This is a genomic window from Alistipes communis, from assembly GCF_006542665.1.
Lineage (GTDB): Bacteria > Bacteroidota > Bacteroidia > Bacteroidales > Rikenellaceae > Alistipes > Alistipes communis.
Genome location: NZ_AP019735.1, coordinates 505,268 through 521,861, shown reverse-complemented (window position 1 = coordinate 521,861; position 16,594 = coordinate 505,268). Strand labels below are relative to the sequence as shown.

Annotated in this window: 11 protein-coding genes; 4 read left to right on the top strand and 7 right to left on the bottom strand. The window is 58.7% G+C overall.

Translation table 11 applies throughout. The features are described from left to right. Positions 1-12: 12 nt before the first annotated feature. Entirely contained in the window at positions 13-1,503 is a 1,491-nt protein-coding gene (locus tag FMF02_RS02230) for a GH39 family glycosyl hydrolase (RefSeq protein ID WP_229090254.1), read from the bottom strand. Between the two features lie 177 nt (positions 1,504-1,680). On the opposite strand from FMF02_RS02230, the gene FMF02_RS02225 reads away from it, so the two are divergent. Both FMF02_RS02225 and FMF02_RS02220 read left to right on the top strand, forming a co-directional pair. Continuing rightward, positions 1,681-2,715: a GntR family transcriptional regulator gene (locus tag FMF02_RS02225; protein ID WP_019131226.1), complete on the top strand. Its 1,035-nt coding sequence runs from the start codon at positions 1,681-1,683 to the stop codon at positions 2,713-2,715. A 194-nt stretch (positions 2,716-2,909) separates the two neighbouring features. Next, entirely contained in the window at positions 2,910-4,385 is a 1,476-nt protein-coding gene (locus tag FMF02_RS02220) for a calcineurin-like phosphoesterase C-terminal domain-containing protein (protein ID WP_141412062.1), read from the top strand. 55 nt (positions 4,386-4,440) lie between these two features. Here the strand turns inward: FMF02_RS02220 and FMF02_RS02215 are convergent, their stop codons facing one another. Further along, positions 4,441-5,079 (bottom strand): hypothetical protein, encoded by a 639-nt coding sequence (locus FMF02_RS02215; RefSeq protein WP_141412061.1) that lies wholly within the window; start codon positions 5,077-5,079, stop codon positions 4,441-4,443. An 82-nt stretch (positions 5,080-5,161) separates the two neighbouring features. On the opposite strand from FMF02_RS02215, the gene FMF02_RS02210 reads away from it, so the two are divergent. After that, positions 5,162-6,667: a sulfatase gene (locus FMF02_RS02210; protein ID WP_141412060.1), complete on the top strand. Its 1,506-nt coding sequence runs from the start codon at positions 5,162-5,164 to the stop codon at positions 6,665-6,667. Between the two features lie 829 nt (positions 6,668-7,496). Next, a complete protein-coding gene (locus FMF02_RS02205) occupies positions 7,497-8,042 on the top strand; it encodes an RNA polymerase sigma-70 factor (protein ID WP_141412059.1) in 546 nt (181 codons plus the stop codon). A gap of 114 nt (positions 8,043-8,156) precedes the next feature. Here the strand turns inward: FMF02_RS02205 and FMF02_RS02200 are convergent, their stop codons facing one another. The 5 genes from FMF02_RS02200 to FMF02_RS02180 form a co-directional block, all read right to left on the bottom strand. After that, the gene (locus FMF02_RS02200) at positions 8,157-9,326 is read right to left on the bottom strand and encodes an FN3 domain-containing metallophosphoesterase family protein (RefSeq protein WP_141412058.1); all 1,170 of its coding nucleotides are present in this window, start codon (positions 9,324-9,326) and stop codon (positions 8,157-8,159) included. A gap of 145 nt (positions 9,327-9,471) precedes the next feature. Continuing rightward, positions 9,472-10,365: an endonuclease/exonuclease/phosphatase family protein gene (locus FMF02_RS02195; RefSeq protein WP_034780464.1), complete on the bottom strand. Its 894-nt coding sequence runs from the start codon at positions 10,363-10,365 to the stop codon at positions 9,472-9,474. 35 nt (positions 10,366-10,400) lie between these two features. Continuing rightward, positions 10,401-11,393 (bottom strand): BT_3987 domain-containing protein, encoded by a 993-nt coding sequence (locus FMF02_RS02190; RefSeq protein ID WP_141412057.1) that lies wholly within the window; start codon positions 11,391-11,393, stop codon positions 10,401-10,403. A 20-nt stretch (positions 11,394-11,413) separates the two neighbouring features. Continuing rightward, positions 11,414-13,222, bottom strand: a complete 1,809-nt coding sequence (locus FMF02_RS02185) for a RagB/SusD family nutrient uptake outer membrane protein (protein WP_141412056.1) — start codon at positions 13,220-13,222, stop codon at positions 11,414-11,416. 13 nt (positions 13,223-13,235) lie between these two features. Beyond that, positions 13,236-16,505: a TonB-dependent receptor gene (locus FMF02_RS02180; protein WP_141412055.1), complete on the bottom strand. Its 3,270-nt coding sequence runs from the start codon at positions 16,503-16,505 to the stop codon at positions 13,236-13,238. Between the last annotated feature and the right edge of the window lie 89 nt (positions 16,506-16,594).

The following is a 16,594-nucleotide window of genomic DNA, read 5'->3' as shown; positions in this document are numbered from 1 at the left end:
GGGAAATAGTCGTCAGAAATGCATGTCCCGGGTCGATCCGGAAATCTGGCGTTCGCGTGTTTGCGTCCCTTCGGGCAGGGCGCTCCGTTCGAGAATCACTACGGGAGAATCCCATACGGGAAGTCCCGTGAATTTCATGCGTCCGTCGCCGGAATGCCCGTGATATTTCGGCAGAGCGTAGATCCGGCCCGTGATCATCTCGATTAGTACGGGATCTTTCAGCGAGAGTCCTTCGATCCAAAGTTCGATCGGCTCGAAAGCCAGGTTGTCCGAAGGAATGCGGTCGTTCTGCCAGACGACGGCGCCGACGAGCGTTCCGTCCTTCTGACGTTCGATGCCTGCGACCGTGAGTCGTCGCGGCGTGTTGCTCTCGTGGTTCAGGTGCCCTGCGGAACGGAGTTCGGGGCGGAAGAGATTGACCATATGCTGCACGGTATGGAACGACGGCCGTTTGTAAACCACCTCCTTGAAAAGATTTGTCCGCAACAGCCCGAACGACTGCTGCATGTTGGGATATTGCAGGTCGACGAAGGTGAAGATCGACGAGCGGATGCCCATCATCCAGTCGTTGGCCATGCGGCGTGCGACCCATTTGGCCTGGCTGTATTCGTTCCATTCGTAGTAACGCAGGGCATGTGCCCATTCGAGCGTCGCGGGACATCCCGATTCTCCCTGGAAGAGCCGGATGTCGGGATCGTAGGATTTCACCAATCGGGCCAATGCTTCGATGCCGGGAGTAGCGTCGTCGGGATTTTCGTGGTAAGGATGGAAACTCACATAATCGATCATGCCGAGCTGCCCTCGCTCGCGAAGCAGGTCGAGCACGTGTTCGGTATAGCCTAACGGCATACGGGAAAGCCCCATGCCGATGATGACGGCGTCGGGCTGTACTCGGCGGATCGTTTCAACGGTATGCGACAACAGCGAGGCATAGGCATCGTAGTTCGTGCGGTTCTCGCCGAGATTGGGCTCGTTCCAGATTTCCCATTCGTGTACCTTGTCCCGGTAACGGGCGACGATCGTCTCGACGAATTTCAGCCAGGCTTTCATGGTCGGTTCGTCGGTAAAAATTTTCGACCCGAGACCTTTTTCAGCGCCGTACAGGGGATTGCCGTATCCGAGGTTGATCCAGGGCTGCACCCCCTCTTCCAGCATTCCGTCGACGATATGGTCGATCCACGCGAAGTCGTAGCGCCCTTTCTGCTTTTCGCAGCGGGCCCAGCCGCTCTGAATACGTGCCGAAGTTACTCCCAATTCGCTCAGATAAGGTTTGTAGCTGTCGAAATCGGCGTAGTCCCGGTCGAGCGTCTCGCAACCGACCGACCAGTCGGAAGCCCCCAATTCGTGCGTCGTGCGTGTCGGCAATGTACCGATCAGTTCCAGTTCGGGGCCGGTCGTCTGCATTTTTTTCCACGTGAGGGACCAATGCGGAGTGTCGTTTCCGGCAGATGCGGTGATCGCCAGACAGGTCATTGCTGCGGTCATGCTGATAAGTTTGCTCATTTGTCGTAGTTTTTGAGTTACAATTCAGGTTATTTTTATTACTTTTGTACCAAAGTATAGCACACTCAACCCAACATAGGCGTCATCAGTTTTGATTTATGTGTGTTGTAGTGTGGTGCAAATATACTCCATTTGTCGTGAAAAACAAAAAAAACAGTTATTTTTTATAATCCGGATATGGCATATACCATAAAAATAGACTTGAAATCGCAGACACCCGTCTACAAACAGCTCATCAACAGTGTCGAAACGGCTATCCACAACGGCGAGTACAGATACGGAGACCTGCTGCCGTCGATGAACGAACTTTCGCTTCAACTGGGGATATCGAAGGAAACGGTCAAGAAAGCCTATTCGCTCATGCGCGACAGGGGAGTTATCAGTGCCACGCAGGGAAAGGGCTTTTACGTTTCATCCGAAAACAGCGGGCAAAATCCCAAGATACTGGTGTTGTTCGATAAATTGAGCACCTACAAGCAGGTGCTGTTCAGCTCGTTCTCCTCGACGATCGGAACACGGGGGGAGATCACTATCCGTTTGCACAACCAGCAGATCGACCTGCTCGAATACTATATCGACGAAAACCTCGATCAGTTCGATTATTATGTCGTCACCCCGCACTTTCCGCTCGACGAATCCACGCAGCGGCGTGCGGTCAAGGCGCTGATGCGGATTCCGAACCGCAAGCTCATCCTGCTCGACCGGTGCCTCGATTCGCTTCCCGGCAACTACGGTGTCGTATATCAGGACTTTACCAATGACGTCTACGAAGGGTTGATGCAGGCGCTGAAAAAACTCCGGAAACAGAACAGGCTCAATATCATCACCGAAGCGTCGAGTCTCTATTATACGTTCATTCGCGAGGGGGCGGAACGGTTTTGCTCCGATCACGGCATTCCGTGCGAGTTCTATCAGGCCGTAACCCCCGATATCGTCCGTCCCCAGGAAGTCTACCTCATCCTCAACGGACAGCTCGATACGGAGCTCATTGATCTGGCGCGTGCCGCGAAGGAGAAGAAACTCAAAGCCGGACGCGATATCGGTTTCATCTCCTACAACGAATCGCCGATCAACGAGATCGTATTGAACGGACTGACTACCATTTCCACCGATTTCCGACAAATGGGAAGTGTAGCGGCGCGAATGATTCTCGACAAACAACTTCGCAAGGTGAAATGCGATTTTAGAATGACGCGGCGCAGCACGTTCTGATAGACAGCAACAGCCCGCGATAGAACGATACGGTTGCAGAATAGATATTGCGCAGATCGTCCCGTATCCGGTTCAGTAGCCGGAGTCCGTCAGACGGACTCCGGCTTTTTTTACCGATTTCGGTATCGGAAAACTTGCTTTTTGAAAAATATCCGATTATATTTGCACCACACAACACTAAACTATTGTTATTTATGAATTCTCTCTTTACGTGTCTGGCTGGTCCGATGTCGTTCGTATTGCTTTTGTTTGCGGAGCATGCGATGGCCAAGGAACCGGTATGCGGACGTGTCCTCTGCGGCGGGCGCGGCGTCCCGGGCGTGGTTGTCACCGACGGGGAAAGGTTCACGCAAACCGATTCGCACGGAGCCTATCGACTCGTATGCGGAGAGAATGCCATGCATGTATATATCTCCGTTCCGGCAGGCTACACGGTTCCGGTCGCGGAGAGCGTTCCGATGTTTTGGATTCGGGTGGACACGCTTGCCGTGCGTGAGGGGATCGATTTTACGCTGCTCCGCGAGCCGGATAAAGGGCGCCGGCACCGTTTCGTCGCGATGGGAGACCCGCAGGTGCGCAACCGTCGGGAACTGTCGCAGCTCGATTCGCTGCTCGCCGCGTTGAAACGGACCGTGGCGCAACTTCCGGCGTCATCCGAAATTCCGGTGCTTGTCGCCGGCGATATCGTTTTCAACCGTCCGAAGATGCACCTGCCGAGCAAGAAGAGTTTTGCGGTACTCGGCCGGCCGGTCTTCTACGCCATCGGCAACCATGACCACGGCCCGATCCGCGACAGCGAAACCCCTGCCAACGAGGAGCCCGCCACACGTCGATTTCGGGAGCATTACGGGCCGACGTATTATTCGTTCAACCGAGGGCGCGTACATTACATCGTACTGGATAACATCCGTTTTCGGGGCGGAAAACGCGATGCTTACGACATCGGTTTCGGTGAGGAGCAGCTCGCATGGGTCGAGCGCGACCTCTCCTACGTCCCGAAAAAACGCGCCGTTGTCGTTCTGGTACACGCTCCCCTGCAAAGCCGGCAATTCCCCGATCCGGAGCATTACGGCGACAGTTCCGCCCTGCTGGCGCTGTTGGACGGATATGCCCGCGTGCAGATCATCTCCGGACATACGCACTGCAACAGCGTGGCGACTCCTTCGCGTCGAGTGACCGAGCACACCGTAGGAGCTGCCTGCGGCGGTTTCTGGGAGGGGCCGGTCTGTCTGGACGGCACTCCGCTCGGATACAAACTCTTCGAGGTGCGGGGACGCCGGTTCCGCTGGCGCTACGTCGCCGCAGCCGCACCCGAACGTCTTTTCAGCGTTTATCCGCCCGATACGTCGCGTTGCGGGGCTTCGCGCCCCGCATCGGAGCTGCTCGTCAATGTTTGGGACTGGGACCCGCAGTGGCGCGTAGAGTATTCCGAGGACGGGGGCCGCACGTTCCGCCCGATGAAACGCTGCGGGTACGACGATCCCCGTGCGCTCGATCCCGTAGCATGCGAATATTTCGGTACGGCAGGGAGTCCGCGGATTGCCGCCCGTCCCTGGATCAAGGCCAGAGTGACGGATCATCTGTTCCGCTGCACTCCCCGCTCGAAACGGGTTACGATCCGTGTGGTATCGCGCTTCGGGGAGACCCGGACGCAGCAGGTCGATCTTTGACAAGAAAAAAGACCGTCCCGAAGGACGGTCCCGTGAGGCCGGAGATCGCGGACGATTACTTTCCGGCAGGCATCAGCGGAGCGTAGTCGGTCAATTCCACGACCCGCACCGCACGCATTTGTTTGTCGATCCGGATTCCGCTCTTGGCCTCGAGCTGCGCGATTTCGCGTTCGTAGACGCTGCGGATTCTGTCCCGCGCTTCGGCGGGATTGCCGCGCCAGAACTTTTTGGCCGCCTGCGTCTCCTGCTCGATGACGAAGAAGGCGTTATTGACATATTTCAGCTCCATATAGGTGAGTTGGAGCTGCTTCGAAACGATCTTCTTGGCTTCGCGCCCGCGGGCGTAGGCTGCCGGAAGCGCTTCGTAACGATAGTATTGGAGCAGTTGCTCTTCGGTGAGAATCTCGCGCAGGGCGTTATCGCGCATCCGTTCGAGTTCCGTCTCGCTGGCGGGGGCGAGCACTCCGCCGTCGCAACGGATCAATTCCGCGAAACGGAGATTTTCCTGCCGGATGCGCTCGGCTAGCCGCACCTGCTGTTCCGCGGAGACGGTGGTGTGGCGGCATACGGGATAGAGTTCCCGCAAAACAGACGCATCGTACTGTGAAAGCAACCGGGTATCGAAAGTCTGGGCCTGTGTACCGAAAGCCCAGCACGCGACTCCGAGAGTCAGCATCGCTGCAATGGTTTTCATGGTAGTGAAGAATTAAAGTTACGGAATAAAATTCAGACCCTTTCGAACGAAACAAAAATAGAGATTAAAATTTGAAAAAGCAATGACAGACCTGAAAAAAATGCTTTTGGGCGTCGGATCGCTCTCGATGGCCGGTTCCGTAACGGCCCAGCAGGCTCCCGCCTCGGAAAAGGGGGAGGTTCCGACCCCTCCGAATATCCTTTTTTTAGTGGTCGACGACCTTAAACCCAATATCGGCCCTTACGGAGACCCGATCGCCCGAACGCCGGCATTCGACCGTATCGCGGCGTTGGGGGTGACTTTCATGAACAATTACTGCCAGTTTCCGTTAAGCGGCCCGACACGCGCCAGCGTTCTCACCGGACTGCGGCCCGATCATACGGGAGTATGGACGCTCGACGGCATTTTCCGGCGCAATAATCCGGAAATCGTCTCCCTCCCGCAGCTCTTCGCTGCGCACGGCTACGAGACGGTCGGCATCGGCAAGGTGTATCATCCGCTCTCGGACGAAACCTACAACAACGATCCGGTTTCGTGGACGAAACCTTATATAAAGCCTCAGGCGCCGGTCTACATGCTGCCGGAGGGCAAACCAGTGACCGAATGCGTCGATGTTCCGGACAATGCCTATTTCGACGGACGTGTCGCCGATGAAGCCGTCGCATGGATCGATTCTTTGAGCAGAAGCGACAAACCGTTCTTCCTGGCCGTCGGTTTCATCCGTCCCCATCTGCCGTTCGTAGCGCCCGAAAAGTACTGGGATCTTTATGATCGGGACAAGATGCCGCTGGCCGAATTCCAATCGATGAGTTCCGATCCCGTACCGTGCGCCTATCACAATTCGAATGAGGTGAAGGCTTATACCGATGTACCCTCGTTCCATAGTTATATGCCCGGGCAGGAACTCGATGCGGAAATTCAGCGCCGCCTCGTACACGGTTATTACGCCTGCACCTCCTATACGGACGCGCAGATCGGTCGGGTTCTCGATGCGTTGCGGAAAGTCGGGCTGGACGACAATACGATCGTCGTGGTGTGGGGCGATCATGGCTATCATTTGGGCGATCATGGCCTGTGGAGCAAACTGACGAATTTCGAGGCTCCGACACGCACGCTGATGATGATGTCCGTCCCCGGCATGACCCGGGGACAGCAATGCCGCACGATGACCGAGTTCGTGGATATCTATCCGACCGTCTGCGAGCTGGCCGGTATCGAACCGCCCTCCTGGATCGACGGCACGAGTCTGGTGCCCGTGCTGAAAAATCCCCGCAAGCGAATTAAAAAATACGCCTTCATGCAGGCGAATCGTCGGGAAATACAGGGTTACTCGATCCGCGACAGCCGCTACCGCTATGTGGAATGGGTACGGGGATTCAAAACCTGCCTGCCTTTCGATGAACGACAGATCGTGGGATGCGAATTCTACGATTACGAAGAAGACCCCCTCGAAACGAAAAACGCCGTCGGCGATCCGAAATACGAACGTCGGATCGAACGAATGCGAAAGGAGTTGCGGCGCTTCTATGCCGAGCAGTACGTTTCGCCCATGAGCGCCCCGATCGCCCGTATGCTCGGAACCGATTGATATCGTCCTGCGGAACCCGCGTTCTTGTTTTTTCGGGAAGCACCGGCTCCGGCCGGACTTCCCGATTTTGTATTCAGAATGACTGCGACATACATGGAGATTGGACGTATCGAGTTTTATCGTACTCCGTTTTGGTTTTCGACACCTCCGACGAATCCGGCTCCGTTCCCGATGAGGACTGTTGTATGCTCCGCCTTGCCTGCACCGCTGCGGCGTCTGCCGGCCTTCCATACGATGCCTTGATGGTGCTGTGCGGCGTGTCCGCCCCGAATGCCTGCACCGGCTACGCTCCGCTATCAATGCCGGACGCCGCATTCGAAGAGGATTTCGTCTACGATGCGGAGACGGGGAACTATCCGGCGGCGTACATCATGCTTCCAGAGCCACGGCTTGTTGCGGTTGGCTTGCCGCACGGGACGACCCGCATACCTGTCGTCTGCCGGCTATCGATTGTTTGACCGCATGATCATGTGCTGTTGCGATATCGTCGACGATCGCTATGATTGCTGTCATTTCTGTTGTTTTGGGGTAATTTGCTGTATTCCAATAAATAAAATGGGGGCGTTTGTGAATCTGAAACGAAATGCGGAAGCGATTCCCGAACTTTTGTTTCGATCCCGAAAAAGCAACGGACAGGCAACGATTTGTTTTCCGGGACCCCGGCGGCCAAAAGCCTCCGACGGAAGAGTGCGGTGCGAAACGACATCCCGTTCGGTTTCGGACGCTTTGCATTATTTTCCCGAAAAACTTCCGGATGTGAACGAGTTTTTGTATATTTGAAAATGGATTCGGAAGACTGCGGTCGTCCGTATCGCCCGGATTTGAGAAGATGGAGAAACTGGACGCTCATTCGGCCGAGTTCCGGCAATTCTTTTTGGTGCATTACGAGACGTTGTGCATCCGGGCTTTCCGTTTGGTTCACGACCGCAACCTCTCCGAGGATATCGTGCAGGACGTTTTTCTGATGTTGTGGAAGCGGCGCACGGAGATCGACTTCTCGCGTCCGGTGCTGCCCTACCTGACGACGGCCGTGCGGAACCGGAGCATCGATTGCCTCCGCAGCCGCAAATCGCGTGGCGAAGGCACCTGCGGGCTTGATACGCTCGACGGATATGTCCGCTGCCTGGTTGCCGACCGCTGCGAAGAGGAGTTCGATCTTTCGTGGCTTCGGCATGAGATCGACGACGGCGTGTCGCAGCTCTCCGAACAGTGCCGGCGCGTCTTTCTGCTGAGCAGGGTGACCGGATTGAAGAACCGCGAGATCGCCGAGCGGCTCAACATCAGTGTCAAGGCCGTGGAGAAGCACATCGGCGTGGCCCTGTCGAAGCTGCGTCTCAGGCTGAGCCGCAGCGGCTTCTTCAACCTGTTTCTCTGACCGCGTATTCTTTTCGGAAGATCCGCCGCCGATTCCGGTCGCATCGCATGAGGCAAGGGCCCGACCATGCGGTCGGGCCCTTGCCCTTTTTCCGGCGGAGCGAACGATCCGCCCCTATTTCAGCGGGAACTCGTGCGAGTGCGTCACCGTACCTTCCGGCCCGTAGATGCGGGCCGTGATCTTGCCGTCGCCGACGTCGCATTTGAGCAGGCTCGCGTTGTCGTTCACCAGCACCGGAAAACGTACCTTGTCGTTGGCAGGATGGAACGAATAGCGGTGCGTGTGTCCCGACAGCATCACGTCGATGTCCGCATCGTTCAGGATCGGCAGAAACAGCTCTTCGAGATGGATGTTGCCGTGCCAGGTGCCGTTCCCGAGCGGGATGTGCAGCAGCACGATGCGGGCCGAAGCGTTGCGGAACTCCTCCGAGGCGACCGTTTCGCGCAACCAGGCGGCCTCCTCCTCGCGGTAGGCGTCGTAAGCCCCCAGTCCGCCGTATTCGATGTCCGAGTCGGGTTTGTCCTCGCCGCAGTCGAGCAGAAGCACCGCTACCGAGCCGGCCATGTAGAGCTTGTAGTAGTTGCCCCCGACCTTGGGGAAGTACTCCGGCAGGTGGTCGGCGTAGATGCCGCGCGTCTCGTGGTTGCCGCGGTTGTAGAGGATCGGCGTCTCGGAGGCGAAGGCCCCGACCGAGGCGTCGATGAAGTCGCGGTAGAGCTGTTCGGGACTTTCGGTGCTGTTCGACATGTCGCCGTTGAAGGCCACGAAGTCGATCCGTGCGAAGTCGATCGGGCGGCAGAGCCCGGCCATGTAGTCGGCCCGCCCGTGGATGTCGTTCAGAACGACGAACGAGAGGTCGCATCCCGACGTGGGGAGGGTGCTGAACGCGAACGGCTGGCGCGAGTAGACGTTCGATGCCGCGATGTCGCCGTAATAGACCTTGTCGTTGTATTTCCACTCGCGCACCTCCTGCGAGAAGATGCGGTAGCGGTATTTCGTGTCGGGCCGAAGCCCTTTCAGGCGGATGCTGTGCAGCGTCTTGCGGGCCTGTTTGCGCCCGGCCACGGTTTCGTAGCGGCGTTCGTGCTCCGCGGCGTAGAAACTGCGTCCGTCGTCCTCGGCCACCTCGACCCACGAAAGGGCGGGTTTGCTGGTGGCCCAGACCACCGTGACGCCGTCCGAGGTCAGGTCGCAGAGCCAGGGGCCGTGCGTGATCTTGAAATCCTGTGCCGTGAGGGTCGTACACGCGGCCAGCGCCAGGATCGTCGATAGGATTTTTTTCATGTTCGTCTGTTTTTTGGAAGATTTTCGTTTCCGGAACCGCCCTTTCGGGGCGGCTTCGTAGCGGAGATGGTAAGAAATCCGGACCGACCATTTGTCTGGCGGCCGGTCCGGACCGTGTATGCGGGAGCCGCCCTTCGGCCCGGGATCACTCTTCCCCTCCACCGTCTTCGCCGGAGATGTCCTCTTCGGTCTGGAAGCGGATGTCGGCGATCACGGGACGGTGATCCGAAGCATCGACGCCGCCGACCTGCTGGTCGCCGCGCGATACGACCTGGCAGTTCTGTACGCCGAAATGCTCGATCGGGGCGTACATGATGTAGTCGATCTTGCGGGAGGGATCGTCCGACGGGAAGGTGTATTGGTCGATCGGCCCCGTGTTCGTCAGGAACGAGGTCATTGTGGCGATGACGTTCGAACTCGGGATGGCGTTCAGGTCGCCGCAGAGGATCAGGTCGCCCTCCAACTCCGTGTCGCGGATGCGGCGGATCTCTGTGGCCTGCACCAGCCGACTGGCGTCGCCCGAGAGGTGGTCGAGGTGCGTCGACGCGACGTAGAGATCCTTGCCGTCGATCTGAACGCGGATCACGCACAGCGAACGGTCTTCGCCGGGCTGTTCGGCGGCGCACGGCAGGCGGTAGCTGCGCTTTTCGAGGATCGGGTATTTCGACAGCACGGCGTCGCCGTACTCGCCGCCGTCGCGGTCGATGGCCTTCGAGAAGTGCCACTCCATGCCGAGCTTTTCGGCCAGATCGCGGGCCTGGTGCACGTCCTTGCCCGTGCGGTTGGTGAACACGTCGACTTCGTTCAGGGTCACGAAATCGGGGTTTTGGCGGCGGATCACCTCGGCGATCGCGTCCAGGTCGGCCGCATTCGCGGGGCTCGTGGCGCGGGCGCCGTAGATGTTGTAGGTCATCACGCGCAGGCTCTGGCCCTTGGGCGGGATGACCGCCCGATCGCCGTATTTGTCGTTGTAGTTCTCGTCCTTGTTGCAGGCCGCGACGACGAGCAGCAACGCCGCGGCTGTCAGTATTCTTTTCATAGTCGGTTTTTCGTTTTAGCGGTTCGTAGTGCGGATCAGAACGCCTTGATGTCGGCGATGCAGGTCTGGTACATGTCGGCCTGCGTGGCGGTGACCGTTATGCGGAAGTAACGCGCCGTCGCCTTGTGGTCGAGGTAGACTTCGTTCTCGATCCGGTTTTCGACGGTGAAGGTGCCGACGCGGGTCCAGGAGGCGTTGTCGTCGCTCACGTCCACGTTGAAGATGCGCGGGTTGCCGCTGGCCTTGGGCGTGTCGGACGTGAACGGATCCGCACGGCCGCGGATCGTGAATCCGTGCAGCTCCTCGCTTTTGCCCATGTCGATCGTGATCCAGTGGGGCGGGCCCGGTTTCGCGTTGCGCCACTGCGTTCCCCAATAGGTGCAGGGGGCGTCGTCGATCGCCGAGAAGGCTTTGCCGTTGTCGTCGTATCCGGTCTGTGCTTCGGGTTCCTCGGTCGAGAAGGCTTCCACGCTCCAGCCGCTCCGGTCGATGGAGCGGAACGGATTGGTCGTGTAGGTGCCGTTGATACGCAGGTAGGCCGTGCCGAGCGTCGGGCTGACCGGCAGGTCGGGCGTCACGCGCTCGATCGTTATCGGCAGCAGGAACGTGCCCACGCCGTCGAATGCGGCGCTGTTGAGCCGGATCGTCACGGGCGACGAGATGTATTTCCCGTTGGGGATCACCGCCCGGGTGTCGTCGATCGTGTAACAGGCTTCGGGCATGGCCGCATAGGAGGTCTGCTTTTCCTCGTTGTAGGCATCGACCAGCTCGGCGGCCGTGCGGAATTCGACCGTGATGTCGCTTCCCGGGTCGCGGATGCAGCTTAGATTGGCGTAGACGGAGAACACGGTGTCGCGTTCGAGCGGGAAGGTCAGCGTGCTCTTCGAGTCGTTCTCCACGGCGTTGACCGTGTAGACGAGCGTGTAGGCGTCGGGGTTGTCGACGTTCAGGTCGCCGTCGACCGGATTTTCGCAGGCGGCGACGAACGAGCAGCCTGCCAGAAGCGCCAGATATTTCGTGTGGTTCATGTTCGGATGTTTTTTAGGGTTTACCAGCCGGGGTTCTGCACGATCTGCGGGTCGCGGTTGATTTCGGACTGCGGAATGGGGAAGAGGTAGAATTCGGGCCGGAAGACGCGGGTCTCGAACACGGTCTTCTCGTAGAACGCCTCGTCGGTGAAGCTGTTGCCGGCGTCGACGTTCATGCCGTAGAACGGGCCGCCGTCGGTCTGTTCGGCGATCAGCCAGCGGCGCGTGTCGAAGTAGCGGAGCTGCTCGAAGCAGAGTTCGATGCGGCGTTCCAGTCGGATCTGCTCGCGCATGAGCTCCTGCGAGAGGCCCGACTGCACAGGCCCAAGGCCGCCGCGTTCGCGGATCAGGTTGAGGTACTTTTCGATGTCCGGATTTCCCGGATCGTACTCGTTGAGCGCTTCGACGTAGTTGAGCAGCATCTCGGCATAGCGCATCATCAGGAACGGCCGCTTGATATAATTGTTGTTCAGTGGATTGCTCGATGGCGATACGTTCTTGATGGCGATGTAGCCCGAGCGGGGGTAGTCCCATGTGCCCTTTTTGCCCGAACCGCCCGTGTAGTAGAGCTGGATGCGGGTCTTCTGGTCGCCGATCCAATAGGCGCCGTTGAAGCAGATGTTCACGTAGAATCGAGGTTCGCGGTTGACGAACATGTTGCGCGTGCCGGCCGGAGCGAAGACCCAGCCCGATTTGGCATCCTTGTACTCCTGGGTCGAGAATCCCTTTTCCTGCTCGGCGGTGATGGCCGAGCCGTCGTTCATGCGGAACGCGTCGACGAGCTGCTGCGTCGCGCCCATGCTCTCGTAGCCGCTGAACTGGCGGGGCGACGCCGAACGCTCCCAGCTCGAAAGGTTGTTGTAGATGCGAACCATCATCACCTCGCTGTTCCAGTTTTCCAGGAAGACGTTGCGGCACGACATGTAGGGGTCGAGCGTCCCGTCGGTGTGGTACTCCTTGTAGAGGTCGAAGATGTTCAGGTCGATGATCGCCTTGGCCGCGTCCGCCGCCCGTTTCCATTTTTCGGGATCTCTCTCGGTCGCGAAGAGGTGCTTGCCGTCGTTGTTCACGACGTTGGCGTAGGCCGGATTGCCGTTGAACTGCGGGCTGGCCGCCAGCAGCAGCACGCGGCTTTTGAGCCCCATGCACATGGCCAGCGTCGCGCGGCCGTAGTCCTTGTCGGCCTGCGAGGTGAAGTGCAGCGGCAGGCGTTCGTTGTCGATGATGTCGTCCAGTTCGCCGACGATATAGTCCACGCACTCGTCGTAGGAGCTGCGGGGCAGGTTCATCTTGACGTCGTCGCGGTCGAGGTCGCCGGGCAACACTTCGTCGCCCAGCAGCACGCAGGGGCCGTACTGGCGCAGGAGGTTGTAATAGAACCAGGCGCGCAGGAAGCGGGCTTCGTTCTTGTACTGCTCGACCACGAGCGGACCGCGCGTCGGGTCGTTGAGCATCTCCTGGTTGTCGCCGATGTGCTGGATGAAGTAGGTGGCCGAACGGATGCCGCGGTAGAAGTGGCTCCAGAATTCGTAGTAGTCCGACGAGGCGCTCCAATTGCCGAGGTTTATCTGGTAGGAGTTGTAGTCCTCGCGGTCGTAGGTGACGTCCAGGTCGTCCGAGCAGGGATCCCACGGAATGGGGCTCGTGCGATGGGCTTCGTTCAGAATGTAGCTGTAAACGGTGGCGAGGTATTTCTCCGAATAGGAAGTGCGCTGGAAGACCTGTTCGATGGTGATTCGGTCGTCGGGCACCTGATCGAAGAAGTCGTCGTTGCAGGCGGTCAGGCAGGCGGCCGAAGCCAGCGCGAGCAGTGTTATTTTGAATTTCATGGCTGATCGGTGTTTAGAAATTGAAGTTTACGCCCAGACTGACGGAGGCGATGTTCGGATAGCGGGCGCCGCGTCCGTCGCCGAGTTCCACGTCCCAAATCTTGAACGAGCTGAACGTGAGAAGGTTTACGCCCTGTATGAAGATGCGGGCATTGTCCAGATGAATCCGTTTCATCCAGTGGTCGGGCAGCCGGTAGGAGAGTTCGATGTTCTTCAGGCGCAGGTAGTCGGTATCTTTGAGCCACCAGGTGCTTTCTTCGTAGTTCATGTTGATGTTTCCGATCGAGAGACGGGGATAGAAGGCATTCTGGCGGGGATTCTCCTCGGTCCAACGGTCGGTGATGTTGCTCAGCAGATTGCCGCGGCTCGACCCCTGCGAGAAGGGCAGCACGCCTTCGCCGCTGAGCATGGCGTCCACATGGGCGGCACCCTGGAACATGGCCGTGAGCGAGAGGTTCTTCCAGCCCACCGAGAAGCCGAAGCCGTACATGATCTCGGGTACGCTGCCCCAGCCGATGGGCACCTTGTCGTATTCGTCGATCTTGCCGTCGCCGTTTATGTCCTTGTACTTGATGTCGCCGGGACGGGTGTCGCCGGTCTGCACGGGCGATGCCGCGATCTCCCCGTAGCTCTCGAACAGCCCGAGCGCCACCAGCCCGAAGCGTTGCCCGACCTTGTTGCCGATGGTGTTCTGCCACGGATAGACGACCGTGCTGTCATCTTCGAGTACCTTGTTGCGGTTGAACGAGTAGTTGCCCATCAGGCTCAGCGACCAATCCCCCCCCCACGAATTGGCATAGTTTACCGAGAGTTCGAAGCCCTTGTTCTCGACCTTTCCGATATTGCCGTAGGGGTTGTTGATCATTCCGACGTAGGAAGGAATGCTCGAACGGCGGAGGTAGATGCCCTCGCGGGACTCCTTGAAGTAGTCGAATTGGAGGTTGAGCTTGTTGTTCAACAGGCGCATGTCCACGCCGATGTCGGTCTTGTCGGCCACCTCCCACGTCACGTCTACGGCATATTCGTCGATGGCCGTCGTTCCGTAGTTCTGATCCATGTTCTTGCCGAAGGTGTAGCTCGTCGAGCTGCTGTCGGTTACGGTGGCCAGGTAGGCGAATCGGCGGCCGCTGATCTGGCTGTTTCCGACCTGACCCCACGTGCCGCGGACTTTCAGGTATTGGATGACGTTCGTGAGTGGCTCGAAGAATGACTCGTTGGAGATCACCCAGCCCAGACCCACCGAGGGGAAGAAACCGTAGCGGTTCTTGGGGGTGAAGTTCTCCGAGCCGTTGTATCCGAAGTTGAATTCGGCGAAGTAGCGGTCGTCGAATCCGTAGGTGAAGCGTCCGGCCAGACCGCGGAAGCGGTAAGGCAGGGCCTCCTCGACGTTGGTCGCCTTCGTGTTGATCTCGTCGCTCTGGTTGAAGAGCAGCATACCCGACACGTCGTGTCGCCCGAAGGTGTTCTTGTAATTGAGTGCCGCTTCGAGGTAGATCGTGCGGTCGCCCTTGGCGCTGAGGCTGTAAGCGAGGTTCTCGGTGCCTTGCCGGGTCTGTTCGTAGATCAGGTTGCCGTTGGCGTCGCGCCCCGTGGCGTGGTAGGTGTTGGGCGATTTGGTGAAACGGTTGCTCGTGTAATTGTAGGTGTCGAACGAGAACATGCCGGTGATCGACAGACCCTTGTAGAGTTGTTGCGTGATGCGCAGGTTCGAATAGACCTGGCTGCGCCATTGGTTGGCGTAGCCCGTGGCGCCGAGTTTGGCCACGGGGTTGAGTTCTCCGCCCGAGAAGGCCCCGAGCTTGCCGTCGGGATAGAGCGGGGCGATGTAGGTGGGCTGGGTGAAGTAGGCCGATTCGAAGATCGTGGACTGCGCCGAGGCGGGGTAGTTGGCGTTGGCCAGGTAGCCCTGGATGCCGAGCTTGATCTCGGTGGTGCGGAACGGATTGAGCGTCAGGTTTGTCGTGACGTTGTAACGCCGGTAGTAGGTGTTCGAGTTGTAATCGGAGAGTTTCGTGTCCTTGTACATGCCGTCCTCGTCGTAATAGGCCAGTCCGATGTAGTATACGGCCTTGTCCGATCCGCCCGACACGTTGACGTTCGCCGAGCGGTTGTGGCTGTAATCGCGCAGGATCTCGTCCATCCAGTCCACGTTGGGATAGAGGTAGGGATCGGCATGCGTGCGGGTCTTCTCGATCACCTCGCGGCTGTATAGCGCTCCGCCGCCGCGGGTCATCGAGGCTTCGTTCGACATCTCCATGTAGGTGGCGCCGTCGACGAAGTCGGTGATTTTCGTCGGAGTCGTGATGCCCTCGGTGTAGCGCACGGTGAACTTCGGTCGTCCTTTCGATCCGCTCTTGGTGTTGATGATGATGACGCCGTTCGCGCCGCGCACGCCGTATACGGCCGTCGCCGAGGCGTCTTTGAGGATCGAGAAGCTCTCGATGTCCTCCGGATCGACGTTGGCGAACGAGCGGGGCACGCCGTCCACGAGCGTCAGCGGTGCGCTCATGCTGGCCGTCAGGGTCGAGATGCCGCGGATGTAGATGTCCGCGTCGTCGAAGCCCGGTTCGCTGGTTCGCTGCACGGAGACCAGACCGGCGACGCGGCCGGCGAGCCCCTGCGTGAGGTTGGCCACGGGTACTTTGAGTTCCTTGACCTGTATGCTCTGTTGCGAGCCGATGACGCTGATCTTCTTCTGCACGCCGTATCCGACCACCTCCACGGCGTCGAGTATGGCGTCGTTCTGCTCGAGCACGATGTCGAGCAGGCCGCGTCCGGCGACGGCCACATCCTGCGTCTTGTAGCCCACGTAGCTGAACTCCAACACGTCGTCGGTCTGCACGTCGATCAGGTAGTTTCCGTTGATGTCGGTGGCCGTACCGACGCTGGGCCGCTCCTTCACGAAGACCGTCACGCCGATCAGGGGTTCGCCGTTTGTGTCCTTGACCGAACCCATGACGCGCAGCGGGGTCTGCTTTTCGGCTTTGCCCGCCGCTGCGGCCTTGCCGATGACGATCTGCCGTCCGGAGAGTTTCCATGTGTTTTCCGTTCCTGCGAAGAGCACTTCGAGCACATTCCCGACGGGTTGGTCCGAGACGCTGATCGATACCCGGCGCGAAGCGTCGAGGATGCTGTCGTAATAGACGAAAATATAGTTGCTTTGGTCTTCGATGCGGGCGAATACCTCTTTGAGGGGGACGTTCTGCAAGTCGAGCGAGATACGTGCATTCGGGGAGGAGGTCTGTGCGGCGACGGAGCCGGACAACCCGATTGCGGCCAGCAAAAACAGGACTTTTATCCGTAGCAGACGGGATAATTGCTTATTATCGGGTACAGAGGCCCCGATATTGCCATTTTTGTTGTACATTTGCA

Excerpts from the sequence above, each read along its gene's own strand:
- FMF02_RS02225 (WP_019131226.1), top strand. The coding sequence starts at position 1,681 with ATGGCATATACCATAAAAATAGACTTGAAATCGCAGACACCCGTCTAC.
- FMF02_RS02230 (WP_229090254.1), bottom strand. The coding sequence starts at position 1,503 with ATGAGCAAACTTATCAGCATGACCGCAGCAATGACCTGTCTGGCGATC.
- FMF02_RS02205 (WP_141412059.1), top strand. The coding sequence starts at position 7,497 with ATGGAGAAACTGGACGCTCATTCGGCCGAGTTCCGGCAATTCTTTTTG.
- FMF02_RS02200 (WP_141412058.1), bottom strand. The coding sequence starts at position 9,326 with ATGAAAAAAATCCTATCGACGATCCTGGCGCTGGCCGCGTGTACGACC.
- FMF02_RS02195 (WP_034780464.1), bottom strand. The coding sequence starts at position 10,365 with ATGAAAAGAATACTGACAGCCGCGGCGTTGCTGCTCGTCGTCGCGGCC.
- FMF02_RS02185 (WP_141412056.1), bottom strand. The coding sequence starts at position 13,222 with ATGAAATTCAAAATAACACTGCTCGCGCTGGCTTCGGCCGCCTGCCTG.
- FMF02_RS02215 (WP_141412061.1), bottom strand. The coding sequence starts at position 5,079 with ATGAAAACCATTGCAGCGATGCTGACTCTCGGAGTCGCGTGCTGGGCT.
- FMF02_RS02210 (WP_141412060.1), top strand. The coding sequence starts at position 5,162 with ATGACAGACCTGAAAAAAATGCTTTTGGGCGTCGGATCGCTCTCGATG.
- FMF02_RS02190 (WP_141412057.1), bottom strand. The coding sequence starts at position 11,393 with ATGAACCACACGAAATATCTGGCGCTTCTGGCAGGCTGCTCGTTCGTC.
- FMF02_RS02220 (WP_141412062.1), top strand. The coding sequence starts at position 2,910 with ATGAATTCTCTCTTTACGTGTCTGGCTGGTCCGATGTCGTTCGTATTG.